General features: G+C 58.1%; 26 protein-coding genes. 10 read left to right on the top strand and 16 right to left on the bottom strand.

Annotated elements, in window-relative coordinates:
- Positions 1 to 62: 62 nt before the first annotated feature.
- The 3 genes from B3Z17_RS12490 to B3Z17_RS12480 are packed head-to-tail and all read right to left on the bottom strand — an operon-like array spanning position 63 to position 1,743.
- Positions 63 to 758 carry a GNAT family N-acetyltransferase gene (locus B3Z17_RS12490; RefSeq protein ID WP_286830060.1) on the bottom strand — a complete coding sequence of 232 codons (696 nt, stop codon included), beginning with the start codon at positions 756 to 758 and terminating at the stop codon, positions 63 to 65.
- Positions 759 to 762: 4 nt separating this feature from the next.
- Entirely contained in the window at positions 763 to 1,074 is a 312-nt protein-coding gene (locus B3Z17_RS12485) for a DUF1272 domain-containing protein (RefSeq protein WP_349680325.1), read from the bottom strand.
- Positions 1,075 to 1,080: 6 nt separating this feature from the next.
- Positions 1,081 to 1,743, bottom strand: a complete 663-nt coding sequence (locus tag B3Z17_RS12480) for a pyridoxamine 5'-phosphate oxidase family protein (RefSeq protein ID WP_286830058.1) — start codon at positions 1,741 to 1,743, stop codon at positions 1,081 to 1,083.
- Positions 1,744 to 1,850: 107 nt separating this feature from the next.
- Between B3Z17_RS12480 and B3Z17_RS12475 the strand changes: the two genes are divergently transcribed.
- The 4 genes from B3Z17_RS12475 (at position 1,851) to B3Z17_RS12460 (ending at position 6,500) form a co-directional block, all read left to right on the top strand.
- A complete protein-coding gene (locus tag B3Z17_RS12475; RefSeq protein WP_286830057.1) occupies positions 1,851 to 3,305 on the top strand; it encodes a PLP-dependent aminotransferase family protein in 1,455 nt (484 codons plus the stop codon).
- A 94-nt stretch (positions 3,306 to 3,399) separates the two neighbouring features.
- On the top strand, positions 3,400 to 4,158 hold the full coding sequence (locus B3Z17_RS12470) for a carbonic anhydrase (protein WP_286830056.1): 759 nt from the start codon (positions 3,400 to 3,402) through the stop codon (positions 4,156 to 4,158).
- The gene (locus B3Z17_RS12465) at positions 4,142 to 4,939 is read left to right on the top strand and encodes a hypothetical protein (RefSeq protein ID WP_068301145.1); all 798 of its coding nucleotides are present in this window, start codon (positions 4,142 to 4,144) and stop codon (positions 4,937 to 4,939) included. Before B3Z17_RS12470 ends, B3Z17_RS12465 begins: the two co-directional genes overlap by 17 nt.
- A gap of 136 nt (positions 4,940 to 5,075) precedes the next feature.
- Positions 5,076 to 6,500, top strand: coding sequence for a sodium-dependent transporter (locus B3Z17_RS12460; RefSeq protein ID WP_286830055.1), 1,425 nt, complete (start codon positions 5,076 to 5,078; stop codon positions 6,498 to 6,500).
- An 81-nt stretch (positions 6,501 to 6,581) separates the two neighbouring features.
- On the opposite strand, the gene B3Z17_RS12455 is transcribed toward B3Z17_RS12460, so the two are convergent.
- A complete protein-coding gene (locus tag B3Z17_RS12455) occupies positions 6,582 to 6,998 on the bottom strand; it encodes a SufE family protein (RefSeq protein ID WP_068301147.1) in 417 nt (138 codons plus the stop codon).
- Between the two features lie 150 nt (positions 6,999 to 7,148).
- Here B3Z17_RS12455 and B3Z17_RS12450 point away from each other — a divergent pair, with 150 nt between their 5' ends.
- A complete protein-coding gene (locus tag B3Z17_RS12450; protein WP_286830054.1) occupies positions 7,149 to 8,483 on the top strand; it encodes a spinster family MFS transporter in 1,335 nt (444 codons plus the stop codon).
- On the opposite strand, the gene B3Z17_RS12445 is transcribed toward B3Z17_RS12450, so the two are convergent.
- From B3Z17_RS12445 to B3Z17_RS12420, 6 genes are all read right to left on the bottom strand, one after another.
- Positions 8,480 to 9,028, bottom strand: coding sequence for a PAS domain-containing protein (locus B3Z17_RS12445; RefSeq protein ID WP_286830053.1), 549 nt, complete (start codon positions 9,026 to 9,028; stop codon positions 8,480 to 8,482). The two genes, B3Z17_RS12450 and B3Z17_RS12445, sit on opposite strands and share 4 nt — an antisense overlap.
- A 78-nt stretch (positions 9,029 to 9,106) precedes the next feature.
- On the bottom strand, positions 9,107 to 9,337 hold the full coding sequence (locus B3Z17_RS12440) for a hypothetical protein (RefSeq protein ID WP_286830052.1): 231 nt from the start codon (positions 9,335 to 9,337) through the stop codon (positions 9,107 to 9,109).
- Positions 9,338 to 9,571: 234 nt separating this feature from the next.
- Complete coding sequence (gene pspC / locus B3Z17_RS12435) at positions 9,572 to 9,961, bottom strand: envelope stress response membrane protein PspC (RefSeq protein WP_074519525.1); 390 nt, start codon at positions 9,959 to 9,961, stop codon at positions 9,572 to 9,574.
- Entirely contained in the window at positions 9,948 to 10,175 is a 228-nt protein-coding gene (gene pspB, locus B3Z17_RS12430; protein WP_074519526.1) for an envelope stress response membrane protein PspB, read from the bottom strand. Before pspB ends, pspC begins: the two co-directional genes overlap by 14 nt.
- A gap of 41 nt (positions 10,176 to 10,216) precedes the next feature.
- A complete protein-coding gene (pspA, locus tag B3Z17_RS12425; protein WP_068301160.1) occupies positions 10,217 to 10,918 on the bottom strand; it encodes a phage shock protein PspA in 702 nt (233 codons plus the stop codon).
- Between the two features lie 156 nt (positions 10,919 to 11,074).
- Positions 11,075 to 11,242, bottom strand: coding sequence for a hypothetical protein (locus tag B3Z17_RS12420; protein WP_286830051.1), 168 nt, complete (start codon positions 11,240 to 11,242; stop codon positions 11,075 to 11,077).
- Between the two features lie 221 nt (positions 11,243 to 11,463).
- Between B3Z17_RS12420 and pspF the strand changes: the two genes are divergently transcribed.
- Together pspF and B3Z17_RS12410 are read left to right on the top strand one after the other, a co-directional pair.
- The gene (gene pspF, locus B3Z17_RS12415; protein ID WP_286830050.1) at positions 11,464 to 12,495 is read left to right on the top strand and encodes a phage shock protein operon transcriptional activator; all 1,032 of its coding nucleotides are present in this window, start codon (positions 11,464 to 11,466) and stop codon (positions 12,493 to 12,495) included.
- Between the two features lie 90 nt (positions 12,496 to 12,585).
- Positions 12,586 to 12,942 (top strand): hypothetical protein, encoded by a 357-nt coding sequence (locus B3Z17_RS12410; RefSeq protein ID WP_286830049.1) that lies wholly within the window; start codon positions 12,586 to 12,588, stop codon positions 12,940 to 12,942.
- A gap of 13 nt (positions 12,943 to 12,955) precedes the next feature.
- Here the strand turns inward: B3Z17_RS12410 and B3Z17_RS12405 are convergent, their stop codons facing one another.
- Complete coding sequence (locus B3Z17_RS12405; protein WP_286830048.1) at positions 12,956 to 14,329, bottom strand: putative O-glycosylation ligase, exosortase A system-associated; 1,374 nt, start codon at positions 14,327 to 14,329, stop codon at positions 12,956 to 12,958.
- 141 nt (positions 14,330 to 14,470) lie between these two features.
- Between B3Z17_RS12405 and B3Z17_RS12400 the strand changes: the two genes are divergently transcribed.
- A complete protein-coding gene (locus B3Z17_RS12400) occupies positions 14,471 to 16,171 on the top strand; it encodes an amidohydrolase (RefSeq protein WP_286830047.1) in 1,701 nt (566 codons plus the stop codon).
- A gap of 53 nt (positions 16,172 to 16,224) precedes the next feature.
- Here the strand turns inward: B3Z17_RS12400 and B3Z17_RS12395 are convergent, their stop codons facing one another.
- The 4 genes from B3Z17_RS12395 to B3Z17_RS12380 form a co-directional block, all read right to left on the bottom strand.
- Positions 16,225 to 16,596 (bottom strand): hypothetical protein, encoded by a 372-nt coding sequence (locus B3Z17_RS12395; protein WP_068301174.1) that lies wholly within the window; start codon positions 16,594 to 16,596, stop codon positions 16,225 to 16,227.
- A 106-nt stretch (positions 16,597 to 16,702) separates the two neighbouring features.
- The gene (locus B3Z17_RS12390; protein WP_286830046.1) at positions 16,703 to 18,139 is read right to left on the bottom strand and encodes a dicarboxylate/amino acid:cation symporter; all 1,437 of its coding nucleotides are present in this window, start codon (positions 18,137 to 18,139) and stop codon (positions 16,703 to 16,705) included.
- 47 nt (positions 18,140 to 18,186) lie between these two features.
- Entirely contained in the window at positions 18,187 to 18,651 is a 465-nt protein-coding gene (locus tag B3Z17_RS12385; protein WP_286830045.1) for a hypothetical protein, read from the bottom strand.
- 58 nt (positions 18,652 to 18,709) lie between these two features.
- Positions 18,710 to 20,767 carry a S9 family peptidase gene (locus tag B3Z17_RS12380; RefSeq protein ID WP_286830044.1) on the bottom strand — a complete coding sequence of 686 codons (2,058 nt, stop codon included), beginning with the start codon at positions 20,765 to 20,767 and terminating at the stop codon, positions 18,710 to 18,712.
- Between the two features lie 179 nt (positions 20,768 to 20,946).
- Here B3Z17_RS12380 and B3Z17_RS12375 point away from each other — a divergent pair, with 179 nt between their 5' ends.
- Positions 20,947 to 22,560 carry an EAL domain-containing protein gene (locus tag B3Z17_RS12375; protein WP_068301192.1) on the top strand — a complete coding sequence of 538 codons (1,614 nt, stop codon included), beginning with the start codon at positions 20,947 to 20,949 and terminating at the stop codon, positions 22,558 to 22,560.
- 4 nt (positions 22,561 to 22,564) lie between these two features.
- Positions 22,565 to 22,777 carry a hypothetical protein gene (locus B3Z17_RS12370; RefSeq protein ID WP_068301195.1) on the top strand — a complete coding sequence of 71 codons (213 nt, stop codon included), beginning with the start codon at positions 22,565 to 22,567 and terminating at the stop codon, positions 22,775 to 22,777.
- Here the strand turns inward: B3Z17_RS12370 and B3Z17_RS12365 are convergent.
- Positions 22,774 to 23,601 (bottom strand): hypothetical protein, encoded by an 828-nt coding sequence (locus B3Z17_RS12365; protein ID WP_286830043.1) that lies wholly within the window; start codon positions 23,599 to 23,601, stop codon positions 22,774 to 22,776. The genes B3Z17_RS12370 and B3Z17_RS12365 overlap by 4 nt on opposite strands.
- Between the last annotated feature and the right edge of the window lie 177 nt (positions 23,602 to 23,778).

The raw sequence follows: 23,778 nt of genomic DNA, 5'->3' as shown, positions 1-23,778 counted from the left end.
ATCAATGGTAGGCCACAGCAGAAGAGACATCAAGGGAATTGGCCGTTCCAGGCAAGGGGGGCCTAAAGCCCCTCACGGTAGCTTTCGAGCGACGCTTTCTGTGTACCGGCCGCAGTGAAATTCTCCTGTGCCAGCCAGGCGCGGAAGGCCGCCTTCAGGCCCGGCCATTCACTGTCCAGCATGGAATACCAGGCGCTGTCGCGGTTGCGGCCCTTGACCACCATGTCCTGTCGGAACGTGCCTTCATAAGAAAATCCAAAGCGGGTGGCGGCGCGCATGCTGGCGGCGTTGGCGTCATCGCACTTCCATTCGAACCTCCGGTAGCCCAGGTCATCAAACACATAGGCCGCCATCAGGTAAATGGCCTCGCTGGCAATGCGCGTGCGCTTGAGCTTTTCACCAAAGGCCACACAGCCCACCTCGGCGCTGCCGAAGGCTTCGCGAATACGCATATAGCTGGCCATGCCAAGGATTTCCAAAGTGGCTTTATCGCGGATCACCATGGTGCGCCAGCCGCCAAGCTGACGAATGGCCTCAAGCGAGTTTTCAAAAGCCTCTGCGCCGTCTTCAAACGGGCCGACGGGCATATAGTCCCACAAGTTCCGGTTCGCCTCACCCGCGACGGCCGCATACAGCCCATCCCGGTGCTGGGCCCAGTCCAGCGGTTCCAGCCTTGCATAGGTGCCTGAAAGCACCGCGTCACCTGGCACCTTACACCCGGTCCAATCCTTGAGGCTTGGTTTGGTCATACCGTCCATGGGCTTATCTCTTTTCTGGGGGAATGGATTTAATGGTCTGTGCGTAGGCCTTGTGGGCGTGACCGTCCACCGGTTTCAGAACCCGCTTGTCGCTAGGCTTCTGCCGGTTGCGCGACACCCCGGCCCGCCATTCGGTCGCCGGGCGAACGGGGCGCGACACAAAGCCGCCACCACAGTTGGGGCAAACGTTTTCCAGCACACTTTCCACGCAGTCCGCGCAGAAAGTGCACTCATAGGAACAGATCATGGCGTCGGTGGCGTCTGGCGCCAGGTCCTTGTCGCACTGTTCGCAGTTTGGCCTGATATCCAGCATCAAATTGTCCTACCTATTGTTCCAGTCATAACCCGGCATCAGCCGGTGATTGAGCGCCGCGCGCACACCTTCAGGCGCGCCCACGGGCCCACGCTGCTGTGTCGTCAGCGGAATGTGCCCGGACCAGACAGGCCAATCCACGTCCTCCGTATCGCCGTCACCCGGGCCGCCGTCGCGTACCTTGGCAGCGGCGTCCGTGATTTCCATCACCACCAGCGCCGTTGCCTTGCGTTCCTGGCCCGTGATCGGCCTCAGCTGCGACCAGCGGCCGGGGGCAAGCTGCTCGAAAAACAGTTCCATCTGGCGGTCAAACTCTGCGGTGTCGGTCACCAGCTCCGGGCGGCCATAACAGATGACGGACCGGTAATTGGCACTTGTGTTGAAAGCCGACCGCGCCAGCACAAGGCCATCCAGATGGGCCACGCTCACACACGCTTCCTTGCCGCTTGTCACCTCCCGGATCATGCGGCTTTTCGAGGCACCGTGCCAATAGAGCCGGTTGCCTTCACGCCAATAGCTGGTGGGAATAATCTGTGGTTGGCCGTCCACTTCATACGCCACATGGCACAGGAAGTGACTGTCGAGGATGCCGTATACGGTTTCCTCATCATAGCAGGCGCGCTTGTGGCCACGCTTTACCCGGTTTCGCTCGTTAATCGTGAACTCGGTCATGTCTTTTTCTCTGAACTCTGCCAGCCTCAGCACTGGACATGGCCGCAGCTTGCGATACTATTGATCCCACCAGAAGGTCCAATTCGTATTTTTTAAAGGGTCCAATTATGACTGGCGCCAACGCCCGCCGCCGTACCGACCGAATGGTGGAAACCCTGCTGACACCCGGCCTAAACCCGGAGAGCGACAAACCACTGAACGAGCAGCTGATGCTCCTTCTGCAGGACGCCATCCTGAACGGCCACCTGCATGCGGGGGACCGCCTGCCCGCAAGCCGCGCCATGGCCAGCCGCCTGGCGCTGTCGCGCAACACGGTGCTGGCAGCCTATGACCAACTGATGGCGGAAGGCTACCTGGAAAGCCGCGTGGGTGCAGGCACCTTTGTCAGCAGTGACCTGCCTGACCATTATTTGACTGTAGGGAACGGCGCCAACCAGAAGGCAGCAGCGCCCCCGGAACGAACAATCCGGCCCCTTTCCGGCATGCCGGCCCTGGACCAGTTCCCATTCGCGCTGTGGGCCCGCATCGCTGGCCGCGTATGGCGCCACGCAAGCGAACAGCAGCTTCAGCACAATGACCCGGCGGGATACCGACCGCTTCGGCAGGCCATTGCAGACTATCTGCAGGCCGCGCGCGGCGTGGTGGCGGATGCAGACCAGATCATGATCACGTCGGGCCTTCAGCAGGGCCTGAAGTTTGTCGCCGAAAGTGTCGTACCGCACGACCGCACCCTGATTCTGGAAGACCCCGGCTATCCCGGTATCCTCAGGACGGCGGAACATCTGCCCCATACGGTTGCCTTCACTGGCGTTGACGACAGCGGGGCCATTGTGCCATCAGACACCCACGGCGTGCCCGGTATGCTGCTGGTGACACCCAGCCGACATTATCCGCTGGGGTCCACCATGCCGATCAGCCGTCGGCTTGAGCTGCTGGAGTGGGCACGCGAGCATGACGCCCTCATCATCGAGGACGATTATGACAGCGAGTTCCGCTATGGCGGGCGGCCTGTTCAGTCCCTGCAGGGACTGGATGGCGGCAGCCGGGTGGTCTATGGCGGCAGCTTTTCCAAATCGCTGTTCCTGTCGCTGAGGATCGGTTATCTGATCCTGCCGCGCGACATTGCCGCCAAAGTGATCCGCCACCGGGAGAAAACAGAGAGCTTCCCGCCGCTCAGCGACCAGATGATCCTGGAGCGCTTCATTGCTGACGGTCATTTTGCCCGCCACCTCAGACGGCTACGCGCCATCCACAAGTCGCGGCTGCAGTGCTTCTTTGATGCGGCAAGCGCGGGCCTTTGCCGCTACTTCACCCTGGTGCCCACCGACGCCGGGCTGCATATAGTTGGGCTCGCCGGCGACAGGCTTGCACAGCTGGATGACACGAGCCTGGCAAAAGCGGCGCACCGCAGCGGTCTGGGGGCCGTGCCGCTTTCAGGCACCTATAATCATGCCACGGCACAAAAGGGCCTGCTGTTCGGCTTCGCCAACGTTCCTGAAGCCGCCATGCCTGAAAGGCTGGACCAATTTGTCCGGGAACTAGATGAAATTACAGGCTTTTAATAGCGCGCTCCCCATAGTAGCCTAGGGCCAAGATCGGCACACAAAGGGTGGCCTGTTGATTGTTCGCCGCCCAATGCCGCACCAGGAGGGGTAGATGATCCGAAAACACGCGTTGGCTGCCACAATGGCCATCATCGGCACCGCGACAGCTGCGTCCGCGCTTCAGCAGAGCATGAGCTTTGGCGAAAACTGGAGCTATGGTGGCAGCGATGGGCCTGACGCCTGGTCCACAGTCGCGCCGGCATGCGGCGCGGGCATGCAGTCACCCATCGTTATTTCCGGCACCGAGCCGGCCGTGATGCACCGGCTGGAGACGCTCTATAATGTGACACCGGTTGCCACACAGAATGCCGCCAACACCGTACAGCAGAACTATGAGCAAGGCAGCCTCCTGCGGGTTGGACCCAAGGTTTTCATCCTGAAGGAATTTCATTTTCATACCCCTGCAGAACACCAGGTTCTGGAGCAGACCTTCCCGATGGAAATCCAGTTCACCCACCAGGCGCTGAATGGGGAAATGGCCATTGTGTCGGTTCTAGTGAGGGAAGGCAGGGCCAATCAGGCCGCAGAAGAACTGCTGCCCAACCTGCCGATTGAGCCAGGCCAGGGCATCAACCTGCCGAATGTGAAGATCAACGCGCGGGACTTCATGCCCCAGGAAAAAGACTATTACCGCTATATGGGGTTCCTGAGCCACCCACCCTGCACGCCCGGCGTAAACTGGTATGTGCTGAAAACGCCGATTGAGTTTTCCGCCGACCAGATCAAGCTGATTCAGGGCATTGTGGGGACCAACAACCGCCCGGTCCAGCCGCGCGACAACCGGATTATCCTCGATGCGCAAACTCAGTAAATCCGGCATGTCCATCACCGCAAAAGGCGCAGGCTTCGCGCTGTCCCTTCTGCTTGTCGCGGCTTGCTCCAGCGGGCCGTCAGGGCCCAAGCCAACGGCCGGCGCCAAGCGCGCACCAAACCAGGTAGCCAACGCGCTGTGTGAAGGCCGCGCCGCCGACGCGGTTACCATGCTGACCGCCGAGCCCCTGTCGGGGCCCGTGGACCGTTTCTTCACTGCGCTGGCGATGGAGAAAAGCGGCCACCCCGTTTCGGCCCGAAAAATCTATGCGTCCCTGATGACCTCAGGCGCGACCGATCCTGTCTATCTGGATTGCGGCAGCGAAGTGTTCGCGAACGGCACTGTGTCTGGCGAAGCAGCCCGCCGCCTGGCCGTGATCGCGCAGGACCTCCGGTCCCTCGACGTTGCGGCAACACGGCCTCAGACCCTGCACGAAGGCCTGCCCACCCTTGATGGCAGCAGCATCAGTGCCGTCAGGCCGTCCAGCGGCTTTTCCAGCACGCCCATGACAGTTTACCGGCCAGCTTCCACGTCTCCACTAGGACGCTGGTTCGCCCACCTGGAATCCTACAAGACCTATCAGTCCGCCCAGGCAAACAAGCCAACGCTTGAAGCCAAGTTCACCTCCCTGAAAGGCTATATCGACCAATGGGAAGTGAATGTTTCCGGGGGTGTTGTGCGCCTTGGCGTGCGCCTGGACGAGCGGGAAGACGCGCGGCGCCTGTGCCAGCAGGTCAAAAGCAATGGCGACTATTGCGCGGTGCTCGATACGGCGCCATAAGCCTTGGTTTACGGACTTCTCCGGCCACCAAAGATTCCGCTAGCCTCTGGGGCGCCTTCTTTCTATGATGGCGCCCAATTTACGCATGGGTCGTGATCCTGCGTAATAAAACACAGTAATCTGGGGAGAGGGACTTATGGCTGGAGCAGCGCAACACGCTCATTGGTCATCACGCTGGGCCTTTATCATGGCCGCCGTCGGTAGCGCCGTCGGGTTGGGCAATATCTGGAAATTTCCATATGAAGCAGGCCAGGGGGGCGGCGGCGCCTTCGTGATGGTCTATCTGCTTTTTGTTTTCTTTATCGGTACACCAATGCTGGTGGCAGAGCTTTCGCTTGGGCGGCGTGGGCAACTGTCTCCGATTGGGTCGATGAAAAAGATCGCACAAGAAGAGAAGCGCAGCCCGCTTTGGGGGCTGATTGGCTGGTCTGGCGTTGTCGGCGCCTTTATCGTGATCAGCTTCTACTCGGTCGTCGGTGGCTGGACATTGGCCTATATGGTCAAGTCAGCAATGGGTGCTTTCAGCAACATTGATGCCCAGACAGCCCAAGACACGTTTGTAAGCTACATTTCAAATCCTGTCATGACGCTGGTGTCACACTTCGCCTTCATGGGCATCACCATCTTCATCGTGGCCAAGGGTGTGCAGGGCGGCCTTGAAAAAGCGGTGACCTACCTGATGCCGGCTCTGTTCGCCATTCTTCTGGTACTGGTCGTCTATTCCGGGTTCACCGGCGATTTCGCCAAGACAGTGGATTTCCTGTTCAATCCGGACTTTGACGAACTGCTCTATAAAGCCAACTCGCCAGAAGCCATCGCTGCAGGCGGTGCCACTAAAGTATTCAGCCTTGATATGGTCCTTCAGGCCCTGGGGCAGAGCTTCTTCTCGCTGTCGCTGGCGCTTGGCTCTATCATGACTTACGGCTCGTACCTGACGCGCGATGTGAATGTCGGCAGGTCTGCGCTGACAATTGCCGCAGCAGACAGCTCCGTGGCCCTGATGGCGGGCCTTGCGATCTTCCCGATCGTTTTCGCCTACGGCCTGGATGTTGCTGAAGGCGGCGGCCTGGTGTTCATGAGCCTGCCAATTGCCTTTGGTCAGATGCCATTTGGTATCGTCGTCGGCACGTTGTTCTTCGGTCTGCTGGCCGTGGCAGCGATCACCAGCTCCATTTCGCTTTTGGAACCTCCGGTATCCTACGTTGAAGAAAAGACCGGCTGGAACCGCCGCAAGGTTGCGATCACCATGGGTGTTGCAGCAGGCGTGCTTGGCGTGCTGTCAGCCTACAGCCAGGGTGACAACATGCTGTCCAGCATCAGCATCTTCGGCCTGAGCATCATGGATGCCAAAGACTTCCTGACCAACAACATCATCATGCCACTGGGCGGCTTGTTTACTGCCCTGTTCGTGGGCTGGTTCGTCAGCCGCAAAGCAATGATGGAAGAATTGGCGATGGAAGATAAGACCTTCCGCATCTGGTACTTCCTGGCACGCTTCGTCAGCCCAACTGCGATCGGCATTATCTTTATCAAGATCATCTACGATACGGTCGTGGGCTAAGCCCAGGCGACCGGCACAAACAAGAAAGGCCCCGGGCATTCCGGGGCCTTTTTCTATTGTAGCGACAAAACTGCTACCAGGTCAGGCCGCTTCGGCAATGCCCCGAATGCGCTCCACCATCGAAAACAGGCCGTTGGCCCGCATGGGTGACAGGTGCGCCGCAAGACCGAGCTTGTCCAGAATACCCTTGACGTCGGTGGCCAGGATTTCTTCTGCCGTCTTGCCTGAATAAATCAGCAGCATCAGCGCCACGAGGCCCTTCACGATATGGGCGTCGCTGTCACCGCGCAGCTGAATGCGGCCTTCTGCGTCCACTTCAGGCACCAGCCACACCTGGCTCTGGCAACCACGCACTTTATACTCGTCCGTCATTTCGCTTTCATCGAGTGGCTCCAGCTTGCGCCCCAGGTCGATCACATAGCGATAGCGGTCTTCCCAATCATCGAGAAACTCGAATGTATCCAAAATTTCAACGATCGTTGTATTTTCAAGTGACATAGTCTATATCCAAACACCGGTGCCTTGACAGGGAGGCCGAATGACCGACCTAATGCCTTGCGTACAGACAGTGTGTCTATCGGATTGGCCGGGGGAGTTAAAGGCCAAAAGCCGAAAAAGAGCACACGACACAAAGCGAGGGGAGCGCATATGTCACCGAACCAAGACGGTTATCCACGCCCGGCCTATGCCTGGTATATGGTGATCCTGCTGCTGATTATCTACACCTTCTCGTTCATCGACCGGCAAATCCTTGGCCTTCTTGGGCCCGCTATCAAGGCGGATTTCGGCATCTCGGATACTGAATTTGGCCTGCTTACAGGCTTTGCCTTCGCGCTTTTTTACACCTTCTTCGGCCTGTTTTGTGCCCGCATCGCCGATAGCAAGAGCCGGCGGCTGTTGATTGCCGCTGGCCTATTTCTCTGGAGCCTGATGACCGCGGCCTCCTCACTGGCGCGCAGCTACAGCTCGCTGTTCCTGATGCGCATGGGCGTGGGCGTGGGCGAAGCCGCACTGGCGCCCGCCGCCAACAGCCTGCTGGCAGACAGCTTCCCGAAGAAACGCCTGGCGACAGCGCTCAGCGTCTATTCCATGGGCATCCCGATGGGATCGGCCATCGCCTTTATCGTCGGCGGCGCCGTGATCGACCTGGCCGAAAGCTTGCCTGATGTGGAAGTCCCCGGCTTTGGCATGATGGGCAGCTGGCAGAAGGCCTTCCTGATGGTGGGCATTCCCGGCCTTTTGTTGACCCTGATGATGCTGACGGTGAAAGAACCCATTCGCAAAGGCGCAACACAGGGCGGCAAAAGCATTCCGGTGCGTGACGTGATCAAGCATGTGAAGGATCGTGGCCGGGCCTACGCGGGTGTCTGCCTTGGCGTTTCCTGTGTGGCAGCGCTGGGGTTTGGTACGCTCAGCTTCCTGGCCTTTTTCTTTTACCGCTATCACGGCATGAACCCAGCCGATGTGGGCAAAACCTTTGGCACCATTTCGCTGTTTACCGGCCCTGCAGGGCTGTTGCTGGGTGGCTTCCTGGCGGACCGCTGGCTGGCGCAAGGCAAGAAGGATGCCCATATCCGGGCGCTCCTGGTGGCCCCTGTGATGTATCTGGTGCCGTCTCTCGCGCTACCATTCATTGCCGACACCACTGTTGTCTGGTGGGTGCTGGGCTTCTCAAATATCTTTATCAACCTGCCGTCGGGCATTGCCTTCGCGGCCCTTCAGATCATCACGCCAAACCAGATGCGCGGTCAGGTGATCGCGCTCTATGTGCTGGCCACCAATATCATCGGATACGGTGCTGGCCCTCTGCTGATCGGCGCCTTCACAGACCATCTGTTCGGCGATGAAATGCTGCTAAATTACTCGCTGGCACTTGTTGCCGCCATCACGACGCCGCTGTCCATCGGGCTGTTGTTGTGGGGTCGCAAGGCTTTTGCCAAAGCGCTTGAAGAAGAGGAAGCCCGGCTCAACCAAGCCAGCTAGCAGGGCTTGGGTGCGTCCGGCACCCCAGCCCCAATATCAACCGGCTTGATCACAAACGCCTTTTTCCCGACAGAGATCAGCTCGCCTGTGTCTTCACCCAGCTTCGGGGCCTGCATCAGGTTATAGTAAATAAAGGTATCGATCTCACCACTGCCCCCGCGGATGGGCAGGTTCAGCGCTTGATAGGACTTGTGGTGGACCTTCTGGTATTCCACGCTGGCTTCATGAAGCAAAGCGCAAGGATGTGCCGCTGCAAGTTCCAGCCAGGCGTCTGCGTATCGTCTATGATCGGACGCCAGGAAAGACAATATGTCCACCCCGACAGGATCCTGCCCCATGCGTTCGTTAATCCCCGACCCCAGTAGCCTGTAGCGATAGTCGTTAGGGCCATGTTTCTGTGCCAACGTCACATCCGGCAGCAAATTGCCAAACGCCATGGGCCTGACCTGCTCCCAGTCAGGAACATGCTGCCCCTCTCGCCGGAAAGAAGCCCAGATATCAAAGAAATCCTTGAAACGCCCTTCAAGGCGTAAACTTTCAACCATATGCTCGCACCCACGTGCCCCCAAAACTGGCCTCTAAGATAGGGTGCAACATTTAAGGAAGATTAAACAGGAAGGGCACTAGCGCACTTCGATTGTCGCGTCGCCTTCCGCTCGTTTCTCGGCCCTGGTCCTTTGGCGCAGAGCAAGTTCGCCGGACTTGCCTTGTACGGCGCGAATGAGCGGCCGGTGCTGATACACCAGTTCCTGATAGTGGCGGTCTGCTGCAAGCATATGGGGGTTCATCTCACTCGCGATCGCGGGCGATGTGGCGTTCAGCCCAAGGGCCAAACCAAAGATAATTGCACTCATGTCACTCACTGTCCTTGCTGTCTGCCTTACCCTTTAACGGGGGCCCTTTACCGGGCTCATCGGCTTTGGTCGGTGCCTTTTAGGCACTCTTCGTTACCATCAGGTTAAACCATCCGGCTTGATAAAAAAGGGGCAGGCCCGATCAGCACCTGCCCGTTGTCTCTGCACTTCTCTCGGGAGAAAGGGAAAGTTCTCTAGGAAGGGAAGGCTTCGACAAATAGTCCCTTGAATAGTCTAGTCCTCTAGGGCCTTCAGTTCCCGTTCCAGACGGAAGCGCTTGCTGGTCATGTAGGCCTCCATCTCGGACGTGCGGCGCTCAATGTCGCGAAACCGGCGACGCAGCTCAGCAGCTGTATAGTCCGGGCTCTTGCGCGTCTGCTTCCAGAACTCTTCCTCGTTCTCGTCCTCATAGAGACCTTCAGGCTTTGGGTCCAGCGACATCCCCAGGATGAAGTAACCGATCAGCAGCCACGGCATGGTGAAGAGGATGCCAAAGAAAGCCAGGAACCGTACGACGCCAACCTTGATATCGAAATAGTCGGCAATACCCGCGCATACACCCATCACTCGCCCTTTTACAGGGTCTTTATAGAGTTTGGTCGGGCGTCCTTTAGAATTTGTCATGGTGGCGGCTCCTCCAGTCTGGCACTTCATCATCCATGATCCGTTCCATGGTGCGAAGGCGGTCTTCCAGGCGGTCTGCGGCGGTGCGCAGGTCACCCAGCGATGCTTCGTCTTCCGCGGTGATCCCCTTCATCTGCTTCCACTTGGTGATATAGTGAAAGATGATCCAGAGAGGGGCCACGATCACGAGCAATAAGATCGGTACAACGTCCATTTTAAGTTCCCCTAGTCATTCTTGTTTTTGTTGGGCGCCGATTATTTCGACGCCGATTTTTTTGCTGGAGCTTTCGCGCTCGTCGTGCCTGCGGCTTTCGCCTTCAGGGCAGCCAGTTCCTGTTCGATCTCATCATTGCTTTCAAGTTCCTTGAAGGCGTCTTCGAGATTCTCGCCGCGACCAATGGCCATGGCTTCTGCCTCACCTTCCAGGCGGTCAAGACGGGCGTCAACTTTGTCGAACCGGTCGAACGCGTCCTGGATGCGGTTGTCATACAGGTTCTTGCGTACACGCACCTGGTTGGACGCCGACTTATGACGCGCGGTCATGCTGGCTTTCTTGGCGCGGGCTTCACGAAGCTTGGCTTCAAGCTTGATGACATCTTCCTCATTCCGGCCCAGCGCTTCAGAGAGATGCTTCATCTCTTCTTCAAGGTGCGCTGCCATGTCAGCCACTTTGGCTTTCTCGATCAGCGCGCCTTTGGCAAGGTCGTCACGACCCTTGGAAATCGCCAGTTCGGCTTTCTTTTCCCAGTCGGTCGTTGCCTGCTTCACCTTCTTGATGCGGCGTTCCAGATCTTTCTGGTCGGCAATCGTCTTGGCGGCGGAGGACCGAACCTCAACCAGCGTGTCTTCCATTTCCTGGATGACCATACGGATGATTTTTTCAGGATCTTCCGCCTTGTCCAGGATGGCATTGATGTTGGAATTGATGATGTCGGTCAGGCGTGAAAAAATACCCATTTTATACTTCCTTTCGTATGTCCTCGCTACGTGTCCCGGGCTTTTGCCATTTTTTGGGACGTGCTCCCCGATCCTCGCTTTTATTATTATCGGGTTGCTGTGTTAGTCGCGGCCCCGGCATCCCTCTTTTTGGGGTTAAACCGGGGCCAGGTTGAACTAGTTGAGACGACGCTGACGTTCCATGCGGCGGCTGCGGCGGCTTGACTGTGGCAAGCGGCCATCTGAATGGCGCACCAGACCAAAGCCTGCAATCACACCAACTGCTTCCATCCCCTCGCGTCGTGTCCCGGGCGTTACCGGCATCATGTGGAGCATCTTGGTCATTGTTGTCGTCCTCTAGTTCTTGTTTCGCTGTCTTGTGTTTGTTTTTTTGGTGTCAGTCTTTTTTTGTGCTGACATCTCCCTTGTTTGCAGGGGGTGTGCCAGTTTTTCAAAAATTATTAAGCCATTGTTTTATAATGGTAAAAAATTTTACCCCTTGAATAACCGACAAGGCACACAGAAATAATTACCAATATTTGGTATTTTTCACTTACTATTGGCGTATGATTAAAAAACAAGATCAAATCATTGGCGACAGCCCCGCCTTTCTGGACATGATGGACCAGATCAGCCGCGCCGCACCGCTGGACCGGCCGATGCTGGTGATTGGTGAACGCGGCACAGGCAAGGAACTGATCGCCTGGCGCCTGCACTATCTGTCAAACCGCTGGAACAAGGCCTTCCAGAAGATGAACTGTGCGGCGCTCGCGGAAACGCTGCTGGAAAGCGAACTGTTCGGCTATGAACCCGGCGCCTTCACCGGCGCGCGCAACCGCCGCGCAGGCCGGTTCGAGGCGGCGGATGAGGGCAGCCTGTTTCTGGATGAAATCGGCACCATGAGCATGGCCGCGCAGGAAAAGCTGCTGCGCGTGATCGAATATGGTGAGTTTGAGCGTGTCGGCGGCACGGACACCATCACCGTGGACGTGCGTGTCATCGGCGCCACCAACATAGACCTGCCGGCAGCCGCAGACGCGGGCGAGTTCCGCCATGACCTGCTGGACCGCCTGGCCTTTGACGTGATCACTGTGCCGCCGCTCAGGGAACGACGGGAAGATATCATGCTGCTGGCCGAACATTTCGGCATGGCCATGGCGCGCGAGCTGGAATGGCTGGTGTTCCCTGGCTTTTCCAAACAAGCGACCGAAACCATGATGGACCACCACTGGCCCGGCAACATCCGCGAGCTGAAGAATGTTGTGGAACGCGCTATCTACCGCGCGTGGGACGGCGAACAGCCGGTATGCGACATTACCTTTGATCCGTTCGAAAGCCCCTTCCGGCCACCTGCCAAAACCAACCGGCGACTGCCAGCGACTGCTGCACCCGCGCCCGCTGCATCGCCCCCGGACCCCGCCACACCCTGCCTGCCAGACGGCCCCTTTGACCTGCGTGAGGAAGCCGCGAGCTTTGAGCGCAAACTTTATGAACATGCGCTGGCGGAAAACCGCTTCAACCAGCGCGCAGCGGCCAAGCATGTTGGCCTGACCTATGACCAGTTCCGCCATGGCCTGAAGAAGCATGACCTGCTCTGAAAACCCCGTGAAAATTGCCGTGATCGGTGAGATCGCGGCTTGACCACACCCTGCCCCAAGCCCATAGTGCGGCCCATGTCAGAGCATCTCATGATCAAAAAGCGCCAGAAGCGGCGCAAGGCCGGGGCCCTGAACCTCCGGATGAAGCATCTTTTTGGGCTGATACTCCTGAGCCTTGTGGCTTACGGCGCCTTCCGTTTCTGGGTGGGCAACCCAATGGAAAGCCTGTGCGGCGACAATTGCGAAAGCATGTACAGCCTCATGGGCTGGGTGCTGGGCTTCGCCATCATGCTGGGAACTGTCATTCTGGCAGGAGCCGCGATCGGGTTACTGGTTGCCTTCATCCGTCGCCGGTCAGGTGCACAAACCCTGGATTTTGCGGCGAAGTATGATGCCGGGCAAACACCCGACCCTGAAGAGACGCCCAAGTCGGACACCCAGGGCTGACCGACTAAAGCGATCAGGGCAAGCCTCGTGCCGCCCTGCCTTGTCCATTCCGGCCACCGCCATTTTGATACGGCGACCACTTCTTGGACGACGTGGTCCGCGGCGACGCTTTCTCTCCCGCTTCAGACTTACTTTCCAAACGATCGCCCCGCGCAATCAGTTTGTCACCAATGACAAAGCTGAGCACAATGATCGCCAATAGATCATGAAAATAGTCGAAGGTCGCAATATTAACCGTCAGGCCACCAGCAGCATATGCAACCAGCGACAACTGGCAGGCGGCACACAAGTCTCCCAACCATCGTGTATGTTCATAGGATCGGTATCGTTTTGCCGCCGTACCGCCGGCATACCAGCCGGTGAACAGGATGGTCAGCCAAAGCACCAGGCCTGTATAACCATGCTCGCCCAAAACCTCGAAATAAATCGAATGTGGTGCCCGCGCCCTTTCGCCCGGGCTCATATAGAGCTCCCGCGCCCGCGGCACATAGAACACATCAAACCCGCCACCTTCAATCGGGTTGTCATCCGCCAGGTTGGAGGAAAATTTCCACATCACCACCCGCCCACGGAAGCTACTGTCCTCCGTGGTTTTTTCCGAGCTTTCAATCCGATTTTTCCAGCTATCGGGCGCAAAATAATAGCCGCCGCTGGCCAGCACCGCCATGACAACAATCGCTGTAAACTTCCGCTTGGTTTTCATCAACAGCATGAATGACACAGCAGCAAGCGCGGCAAAGCCACCGCGTGACTGGGTACCAACCACTGAAATGGCGAAACACAAGGCCAGTCCAAGAGCAGGCCATTTCAGGAAAGGTTTGGGCGGATGCTGGAAGAAATAGAGCGCAAGCGGCAATGACATAGCCATTGCAACGGCCAACTGGTTGTTGTCCCCCATCATGCCGCCGGCGCCCTCCACACGACCACCGCCACCGGTGGCAATCGTATAAAACCCGCCCTTGAGGCCGATGAAAGCCATCGACATCATCAGGACATACAGCATCCCCTTAAGGCGATTGGGTGTCTGCATCGTCATCACAGCTACAAATGTGAACAGCAGAATCTTGAACAGATGGATAAATTTCTCAATGGCTCTGCCAGGGTCGAAGGCCGCAATGGTGGTGACGACAATCCAGATGAAATAAAGGATCAAAAGGACAACAACAGGATGCGTCGGCAGAGACTTTTTTCTGCCGTCCATCACCAATCCAGCCATGGTGGCAAGCGCGACATAATCGAGAAACCCAAAATATTGGGCGAATCCGTAGGTATAGGCGTGCGGGTTCATATGCGACAACCAGAACCACAGCAGAATACCGACCACCGGACGGAAAAAGGCGAAGGGCAGCCACCCCAAAACAATCAATGCAACAACTATGTCACGCACGGCTTGAACCTTCCCCTGTCCCTTTTGGACCTGGCCACATTGTGGCCTCTCCGCATGCAAGGTGCAAGGCCGGACTAACCCTTTCCCTTGACACACCTTTTTGCCGACATAGCATGAAGGCCTCAGATCAGGAGATGCACCATGCGCCCCATCAAGTTTCTACTCACCCTACTTGCCTTTGCCGGCACCACCGCGACCGCAGTTGTCGCACAGGATACTGCCGCACCGGTACCGTCCAGCCCTGTCGCCGACATGGTGATCTGGGGCGGACCCATCTATACAGCAGATGACGCCAACCCCAGCGCTGAAGCCGTTGCCATCAAGGACGGTGTGTTCATCCATGTCGGCACCCGGGCGGACGCCGAAGCCCTTGTGGGTGATGCGACAACCGTCCTGTCGCTGGACGGTGCAGCACTTTACCCTGGCTTTGTGGATGCCCACGCGCACCTTCACGGCATTGGCGAGAGAGAGCTGACCCTGAACCTTGAGGGCATCGATTCTCTCTCAGGTGTGAAGAAAGCTGTTGCTGACTGGCGGACCAAGGAACAACCCAGCCTGCTGGTAGGTCGCGGCTGGATCGAAACCCACTGGCCGGAAAAACGCTTCCCGACCCGCTGGGATATCGATGCGGTCGTTGAAGATATCCCGGTGATCCTGACCCGCGCTGACGGCCATGCCGTTGTCGCCAACTCCAAAGCACTGGAGATGGCAGGGATAACCGGCGCAACCGAGGCGCCCTATGGCGGTGAGATCATCAAGAATGCCTTGGGCGAGCCCACCGGCATACTGGTGGACACAGCCATGAGTCTGGTGTCCGGTCTTGTGCCCGCGCCGACGGACGCTGACGTTGACCACGCGCTGGTGACCGGCGCGCGCGTCTATGCCGAATATGGCTGGACCGGGCTGCACAATATGTCCGTGCCCATCAGCCGCGTGGATGCACTGGAGCGCCTGGCAGACGCCGGTGATGTGGACATCCGTGTCTATAACGCCATCGAGCCCGAAGACGCGCCAAGCCTGTTTGCCTCCGGCATGCGCCAGAACGCGGACGGGCGTATTGTCACCCGCGCCATCAAGCTTTATATGGACGGCGCGCTGGGCTCCCGCGGGGCGGCGCTTCTGGAACCCTATTCCGATGCGGCATCATCGGGCCTCTTGATCACCACCAAGGAAGAAACCATGCCAATCCTGAAGCAGGCGCTGGGGTCTGGCATCCAGATCGCCATGCATGCCATCGGTGACCGCGGCAACCGCCTGGTGCTGGACTGGTTCGAGGAAGCCTTCGGTGACGTGCCCACGATTGAGCGGGCCATTGCCGACCCGCGCTGGCGCGACGAGCACACCCAGATCGTGCATCCGGATGACCTGCCGCGCTATGCACAGTTGGGCGTCATCGCGTCCATGCAGCCAAGCCATGCAATCGGTGACCTGCATTTCGCGCCGGACCGCCTGGGCGATGACCGCCTGGTGGGCGCCTATGCCTGGTCCAGCCTGATCGCCAGCGGCGCTGTGGTTGCGGGCGGCTCTGACGCGCCGGTCGAGCGCGGTGACCCGATGATCGAGTTTTATGCAGCTGTCCACCGCCATGACCTGAAGGGTTTCCAGGGCGAGAACTGGCACGCCGAAGAAGCCGTGACCCGCACCGAAGCCCTGAAGATGTTCACCCTGTGGCCAGCCTATGCCGCCTTCGCTGAAGACCGGCTGGGCAGCATCACGGTGGGCAAGGAAGCCGACCTGACGGCCTTCGACCGCGATATCATGACGGCGGTACCGGCTGATATCCCGAAAACCAAGGCCATCCTGACCGTGGTGAAAGGCAATGTCGCCTATATGGCGGAATAGAGCGGATAACCTCTAAACAGAAAAAGGGCGCCTCAAGGCGCCCTTTTTTATGCTTAACCGCAGCTCAGGCTTGGCGGATCGGTCGTGCAGTCGCAATGTGGCGACTTGCCTTCCGGGCAGCTCATGCTGACCCCATTGCAGGAACAGTAGCGGCTGCCGCTTTCTTCCTTGCCGTTCTTGGCAGACAGGTCCAGCGTGAAGCTGCCGCCTTCCGGCTCCAGCGGGTCGAACACCAGGTCCAGCCCTGTGGGCAATCCACCTCGTTTGATTTTAAGCTCAAAGGCAAGACCGCTCTTGCTTTCCACAGGCCTCACTTCCAGCTCAAAGTCATGCGGTAGGTTGAGCTCTTGTCCGAGGCGCTCTTTGGCTGAGAGTGCCTTGCTCGCGCGCTCCCCGCCGAGGCGCTGTTGCGCTTTCATCTCCATAAGTCTTCTCCCCATCTTGCTTGTGAAGAATATGGAGTATAGCAGAAAATACACTTAAAGGTATAGTTATTACACCTTTAGAGACTCATCATGCAACCCGCGGGATCTAGTGTTTTGTGATGATGATATCCTCGCCGGTCTCGCGGCGGATGGTCTCGCGCCGGGCTTCTGCCGCCAGCTCCATTTGCAGCGGCCGTGCACCGCCCACCCAGCGGTCCATCACCGAGGCCGCGACCATATCGCCCGTGACATTGAGCATGGTGCGGCACATATCCAGAATCCGGTCCACCCCCATGATCAACACAATGCCTTCAACCGGGATGCCCACTGAGGTTACCACCATCGACAGGATCACAATGCCCACCCCCGGTGTGGCCGGGGTACCGATGGAGGCACCCACGGATGTCAGGACAATCAGCAAATAGCCGGACAAGCCAATATCGATGCCGAACACCTGCGCCAGGAACACCGCCGCCACACCCTGGTAAAGCGCTGTGCCGTCCATATTGATGGTGGCGCCGATGGGCACGATAAACTGGCTGACAGACGGCCTGACCCCCAGCTTGTCTTCCGCCGTACGAATGGAGATGGGCATCACCGCCGCAGAGCTCGAAGTGGAAAAGGCCAACAACAGCAGTTCGCGGATCTTGCCGACAAACGTGATCGGGTTACGCCGTGCGACAAGGGTGACCACCAGCATGTAAAAAAGGAACAGCACAGCAAGACCCGAAAGCACCGTCAGCACATAGACGGCCATGCCCAGAAGCGCTTCAAAACCGATCTTGGAGGTAAGCTGTGTCATCAGGCCGAACACGGCAAAAGGGGCGATCAGCATGGCCCAGCGCACGACCGTCATGCACACCGCCTGCAGGGAGCCAAGAAGGTCCAACAGCGGCTTGGCCTGCACGGGCTCCATCATCACCAGCGCCACGCCTACGATGACGGCAAACAGCACCACCTTCAGCATGTCCATGTCTGTCATGGCGACAAGCGGGTTGGTGGGAAAAATGCCCAGGATTTTCTCAGGAATGTCGCCCAAACTCAGCATGTCCGGCGCCATGGTTGTCGCGGCCTGCGGCAAGCCGCCAAGGGTGGCGCGCACGGTTTCCGCATCCACATACAGGCCCGGTTTGATCACCATGGCGGCCACAAGGCCAATCGAGATAGCGATGGCCGTGGTGCAGATGAAATAGGGCACAATACGCATGCCCAGGCTTCTGAGCTGCTCCATGTTTTCACTGGCCGCCAGGCCGCGAATGACGGACGCGAATATCAGCGGGATCACAATCATCTGGATCAGCGCCAGGAACAGGTGCCCCGGCAGCGCCACCCAACTGACGATAGTGGCGGATGCATCCGCAGGCACCAAACCTGCCGTAGGGCCAAGGGCGTAGCCAAGCAGCAGGCCGGCAATCATGCCGATCACAACCTGCAGCCACAGGCGCCCCCGTACCCAGATGCGAAGGTAGCGGCTCAGATACTTGAGCGACCGCGGGTGCAGCATCTCCAGCGGCGTATGCGCCTGTTGCCCTTCCGTCGTCATCGTCTACCTCAATCCCTCGTCTTGGCCGTTACCTCAATTTAGCTGGGTCATTCCTTGAAATTGGAAACATTGCCGACATTGGCCCAGCCACCCTGCTGCTTTTCATAAAGCTCAACCCAGGCCGACTGGAACTCAAAAGCCTGGCCGGCGCGAACGCCTTTCGCTTCCACCTGAACGATCACCCAGCCAAGGGTACCATCTGCCGATACTTTAACAACAGGCGGCACCATGTCGCGGTAATACTCAAAATCCGTGGAACCGATATAGCCCCGGAACATGTCAGTCCGGGCTTCCTTCGTGGGGTAGCTGATTACGCCGCGGTTGGCAGAAACGAATGGGTCCACGCCCTTGGCGAGCCAGGCTTCCAACCCGATGTTTTTGTGGGCATCCAGAATTTCCTGGTGCATGGCAAGAAGGGTTGCTTCATCAGACGGCGCCTGTTGGCTGGAAGCCTGCCCACCCCACAGAACAATGCCCAGCGCCAGCGTCACTATTTGAAAAAAACGCGTCATTAACACCTCCCCTAAAAGTCTGGGGCACCGTGGTCCCCCACGATGCCCCGTCTGACATTTATTCGCCTTCAGCCTCCGGCTTGTATTTCTCAAACCAGGCCAGGATGTTGCCAATTTTCTGCACCAGGTTCGAAGGCTTGGCCGCGATGCCGTGGCCTGCGCCTGGAATGCGCACCATCACGCTGTCCACCTTCTGAAGTTTCAGCGCCTGATAATATTGCTCGGTTTCCGACATAGGCGTGCGGTAATCCACTTCGCCGGTCAAGAGCATGGTTGGCGTCTTCACGTTGCCCACAAGGCTGAGCGGCGACCGCTTCCAATAGTTTTCCTGGTTTTCCCAAGGGAAGCCATCGAACCAATATTTGGTGAAGAAGGGGCTGAAGTCGGCGGTCAGCACAAAGCTGGTCCAGTTGATCACCGGCTTGGCCACAACGGCCGCACGGAAACGATCTGTCTTGCCAACGATCCAGGCTGTCAGCACGCCGCCGCCTGAGCCGCCGGTGACATACATCTGGTTTTCATCGATATAACCTTGGGCAATCACCTGGTTCACCGAATCCATCAGGTCGTCATAATCATTCGACGGATAGTTATGGTGGATTTCATTGGCGAAATCCTCACCGTAAGACGTGCTGCCCCGCGGGTTGCCGTACACCACAACATAACCGGCAGCGGCATAGGCCTGGATTTCAGCCGAGAACTGCGGGCCATAGGCTGTGTGCGGGCCGCCGTGGATCTCGAGGATCAGCGGATATTTCTTGGAGGCATCAAAGTCCGCCGGCTTGACCACCCAGGCATGGATTTCATGGCCACCAACACTTGCAGGGAAGGAGATTTCCTCCACGCTCGCCATGGCGCGGTGGCCCAGCACATCGCCGTTCAGGTCCGTTAGCGTGGTCACATTGGAGATGCGGTCCACCACCGCCAGGTCAGCTGGCCGGTCCGTACGGGACTGGGTGAAGACCACGCGGCCATCGGCGGTCGCGCGGAATGTACCGCTGGTGTAGGGCCGTCCCAGCGTGGTGCCGCCCACGGCGTCTGTCATCACACGGCCACCGCCCACAAGGTTCACGTATGCCACCAGCGTCTTGCCGTTATTGTCGTAGCTATAGAAAATGCCGCGGCCATCCGGTGCCCACTGGATTTCGCCAATGCCGCGACCCAGCGTCGGCAACAAGGCGCGGCTGCCGCTGCCGTCCGTGTTCATGACATAGAGTTCAGCATTCTTGCTGGACATGCCGTCTTCATCAAAGCCCAGGTATGCCACCAGCTTGCCGTCCGGCGACATCTGCGGGCCGAAGTCGGGGCCCTTGCGGTTCGTGAGTGTCGTGATCTCGCCCGATGCCACATTGACGCTGTGAATTTCAGACTCACGCCCATTCAGCTCCCAGCCTTCCACGCGGTTGGCGGAAAAGATGATGTTCTGGGAATCGGCCGTCCAGGCCAGCGCGCCACCGTGGTTATAATCACCGCTTGTCACCTGGCGCGGCGTGCCACCGTCCGCAGGCACCACAAACACATGGGTGAAACCACGCGGCAGATAGCCCGCACCGTCTGCCCGGTAGGTCACCCGGTCCACCACTTTGGCAGGGCCCGCCCATTCGGCGCCCTTGGGGGCCGCAGGCAGGCTATAGAGCGGTTTGGTGTCCGATGGCACAAACATGGTGAAGGCAATCATGCTGCCATCCGGCGACCAGGAAAGCGACCCCGGACCATATTGCAGGTCGGTGACGCGCGCGGTCTCATTTGTATCCAGCCAGCGCACATAAATCTGATTTTTGCCCTCCACGGAAGATACATAAGCCATGCGGCTGCCGTCCGAAGAGAAACGCGGCATGCGGTAGCTGGCCTTGCCCGAAAGCACGGGCCGGTGGCCGCTGCCGTCAAGGTTCACCTGCCAGATATTGGACCGGGTGCTGTCTGTCATGATGTCCAGCGACCGGCGCTCATAGACAACAGCATCCCCCGACGGCGTAAGCCGTGGGCCAGTGGCATATTCCAGGTTGAAGATGTCCGTCAGCTCGAATTTCTTGGCGTCTTCGTCAGCAGCAGTTGCCGCAGACCCGATGACCGCGGCGCACAAAAAGCCCGCCGTGAGTGTCCCCGTGATGCGCATTCCTTGTATCCCCTTGTCAGTCTGATAAATTCGTTGGTCGAAAACCTAGCAGAGCTTGTCCTTCCATCACAAGCGCGATAAGTTTTTAATGATTTAACGATAATTCTTTTACCTTTCCCCCTTAGTACTGGTTCAGGGAAAAGTTTCCGCATCAACATGCGACGCCAAACAGGAACGCTATGTCCGGCCCAATTGAAGAAATCAAAAAAGAACGTGAACGCTTTGTTGCCTTTGCCTTCGCCGCCGCGGAAATCTTTTTCGAGGTGAATGAAAAAGGCAAGATTGTCTTCGAAGGGGGCGCGACAGAACGTGTCGGCACCGATAGCGGCAGCTTGGTGGGTGAGCTGATCGCTGACCAGATCGACGAAGATGACCGCGATGTCTATGCCGCCCTTCAGCAGCATCTGATGCACAAGGGCCGGATTGGTCCGATCCCGCTACGCTTCATCTCGCAGGGTGGCCGCAGCGTGGCACTTCGGCTGTTTGCGCTCAAGATGCCGGGCGAAGACAGCCACACATTCCTGGCCCTGCGCGCAGCACCCCTGGGGGGCAGTAGCGCGGACAATGAAGCTACTGACCCGGAAACAGGCCTGCTGCAGCGCGAAAGCTTCATGGAATTGGCGTCACGTACCATGAAGGACAACCCGGCAGGCAACAATCTCTATATGACTGCGGTCGAAGTTGAAGGCATCGAAGACGCCAAGAAGAAATTCGGCCCGAAATATATGCGCGTACTCCTGAAGCAGGTGGCCGCACACCTCAAGACCTTGTCGGTAGACGGCGAAATCGCCGGCCAGATCGGCGACAAGCATTTCGCTTTCCTGCACCGCGCAAAATCAGACGGCTCGCAGCTCGGCAGCTCGCTAGAGCATGTGGATGAAAACGTCAAACTGAAGACGGCCTATTCGACCCTGGCGTCTGACATACCCAAGGAAGGCACGGAAGACCAGGTGCTGCGGACGCTGACATATGTGCTGAACCAATTTGTCAAAGACCCGGGCGCGGTTGATTTCGATTCGCTGTCGACAGCCTATGAAGACATGGCCTCCGAAGCTCAGCGCCGGGTCGTTGGCATGCGCCAGATGATCGAAACCGGCACCTTCAAGATGGCGTTCCAGCCAGTCTTTTCCCTGTCGACCAACGAAGTGCACCACAATGAGGTGCTGAGCCGCTTTGACGACCGCATGGGTGACAAAAGCACGTTGGATATTATCCGTTTCGCCGAAGAAGTGGGCATTATTGAAGAATTCGACATCGCCCTGTGCCACAAGGCGATCGACTATGTGAAAAAGATGAAGAAGCTGGGCAACCCGCTGACACTGGCCGTGAATATTTCAGGCCGGACGCTGGATAACAGCCGCTATACCGACCAGTTGATGAAGGAATTCATCGCCGGCAAGGACGCCGCCCGCAACATCCTGGTGGAACTGACGGAAACCGCCACCATCGAGAATCTCGAAAAGGTCGAGGCCATCCTGAATGACCTGAAGGCCATGGACTATCAGATCTGCCTTGATGACTTCGGCGCCGGGGCTGCGGGCTACCAGTATCTGCGTGCCTTCAATGTGGATTATGTCAAGATTGACGGATCTTATGTGGAAGACATGAACACGCCGGGTTACCGCCCGACTTTCCTGCTGTCGATCGTGCGGCTGTGTAATGACCTTGGGGTCAAAACCATCGGCGAACATGTGGAAAACCGCTTCCAGGCGGATTTCCTGCGCTCGCTGGGCGTGGATTTCGCCCAGGGCTTCCACTTCGGCAAGCCCGATTATTCGCCGCGCACGGAATAAAACAGTGTCACTCAAGGGAACGATTATCGGCCTGGTGGCCTGCGTGCTGGTGTGGCTGTTTGGCTACTGGCGCGAAAAAAAGCATGAGATGGGGACGGTATCGCTGATACCGCCCTTCTATATCCAGTTTCTGGGGATTGTCGGCTTCTTCGTTTTCGCCGCACACCTGTTCTCGATCACCACCGGCATCGACTGGACACCGCCCTTCCAGCGCTAGCCTTGCGGGGTTTCGGCCTCGCCCGGCATGTCCACATGCATCACTTGAGGGGCGCCTGTCTCAAACATTCTGAGGCCGATAGACCGATACATGGCCGCCCAGAAGCGTGAGCGAAAGAAGCGCCGCTTGCCGCGTTTGCCGCGCGCAATGAAGATACCCGATGGGTGCTTGTAGATATTGGCTGCCACCCGGGTGCTTTCCTTCAAAAGCATATCCTTGACGTCAGTTGTGGCCTGTACCGTATGGCGTGCCATGGGCTTGATCTTGCGCCGTTCGCGCTTCTTTGCGTCCCGGCGGCGCCACATCTTCATCCACACACCGGCAATCAGGATCATCAGGGCCAGCAGCACGGCAAACATCGCCATCACGTACCAGAGGTTCATGCCGTCATCCAGCTGCAGCCGATCAACGGTTTCGTCCAGCGCCTGATCCGCGGTAAGGCGCGAATCGGATTCCACATCGCCTGATGCCGAGAAGCTGTAGATCAGCCCGTCCCGGCGGTCGAGCGCGCCCAGAATGCCGTTACCGCCATAGACGGCCACATAGCCGTTCGAGGCCACTGTGACACCGTAAAGCGGGTCGCCGCTGCATTTGGCCTTGATGTCCAGAAGATTGGGACGCGATACGTAAACCTGATAATCCGTCACCCGGGTGCAACGGAAGCGGTACACCCTGATCACGTCAGCCAGCTTCAATGCCACTGCAGCCGGAGGCGATCCCCGGTTGACGCCGACATATATGTCATGTGCCAGCTGGCGCGGGTCTTCACCGTCACCCTGCAACTGGGCAAGGGCGGGCTGAGCCAGCACAAGGGTGCTTACCATTGAGAGTGTCAAAATGATCAACCGGATCAACTGCATACCAGACCTTGCCGTTTCAATTGAAGCTACATTCAAAGTCATCTTGGCACAGCATGCAAGAGGAAGGGGCAAAAGAGCATCGAAAAAGAGGAGCACATAAAAAAGCGGAACCGCAATCGGGGGAGGACATGCGGTTCCGCG

Origin of the sequence: Kordiimonas sp. UBA4487, assembly GCF_002389025.1 — a bacterium.
Lineage (GTDB): Bacteria > Pseudomonadota > Alphaproteobacteria > Sphingomonadales > Kordiimonadaceae > Kordiimonas > Kordiimonas lacus.
Note: the sequence above shows the minus strand (reverse complement) of the source record. Positions and strands in the feature narration are given on the sequence as shown.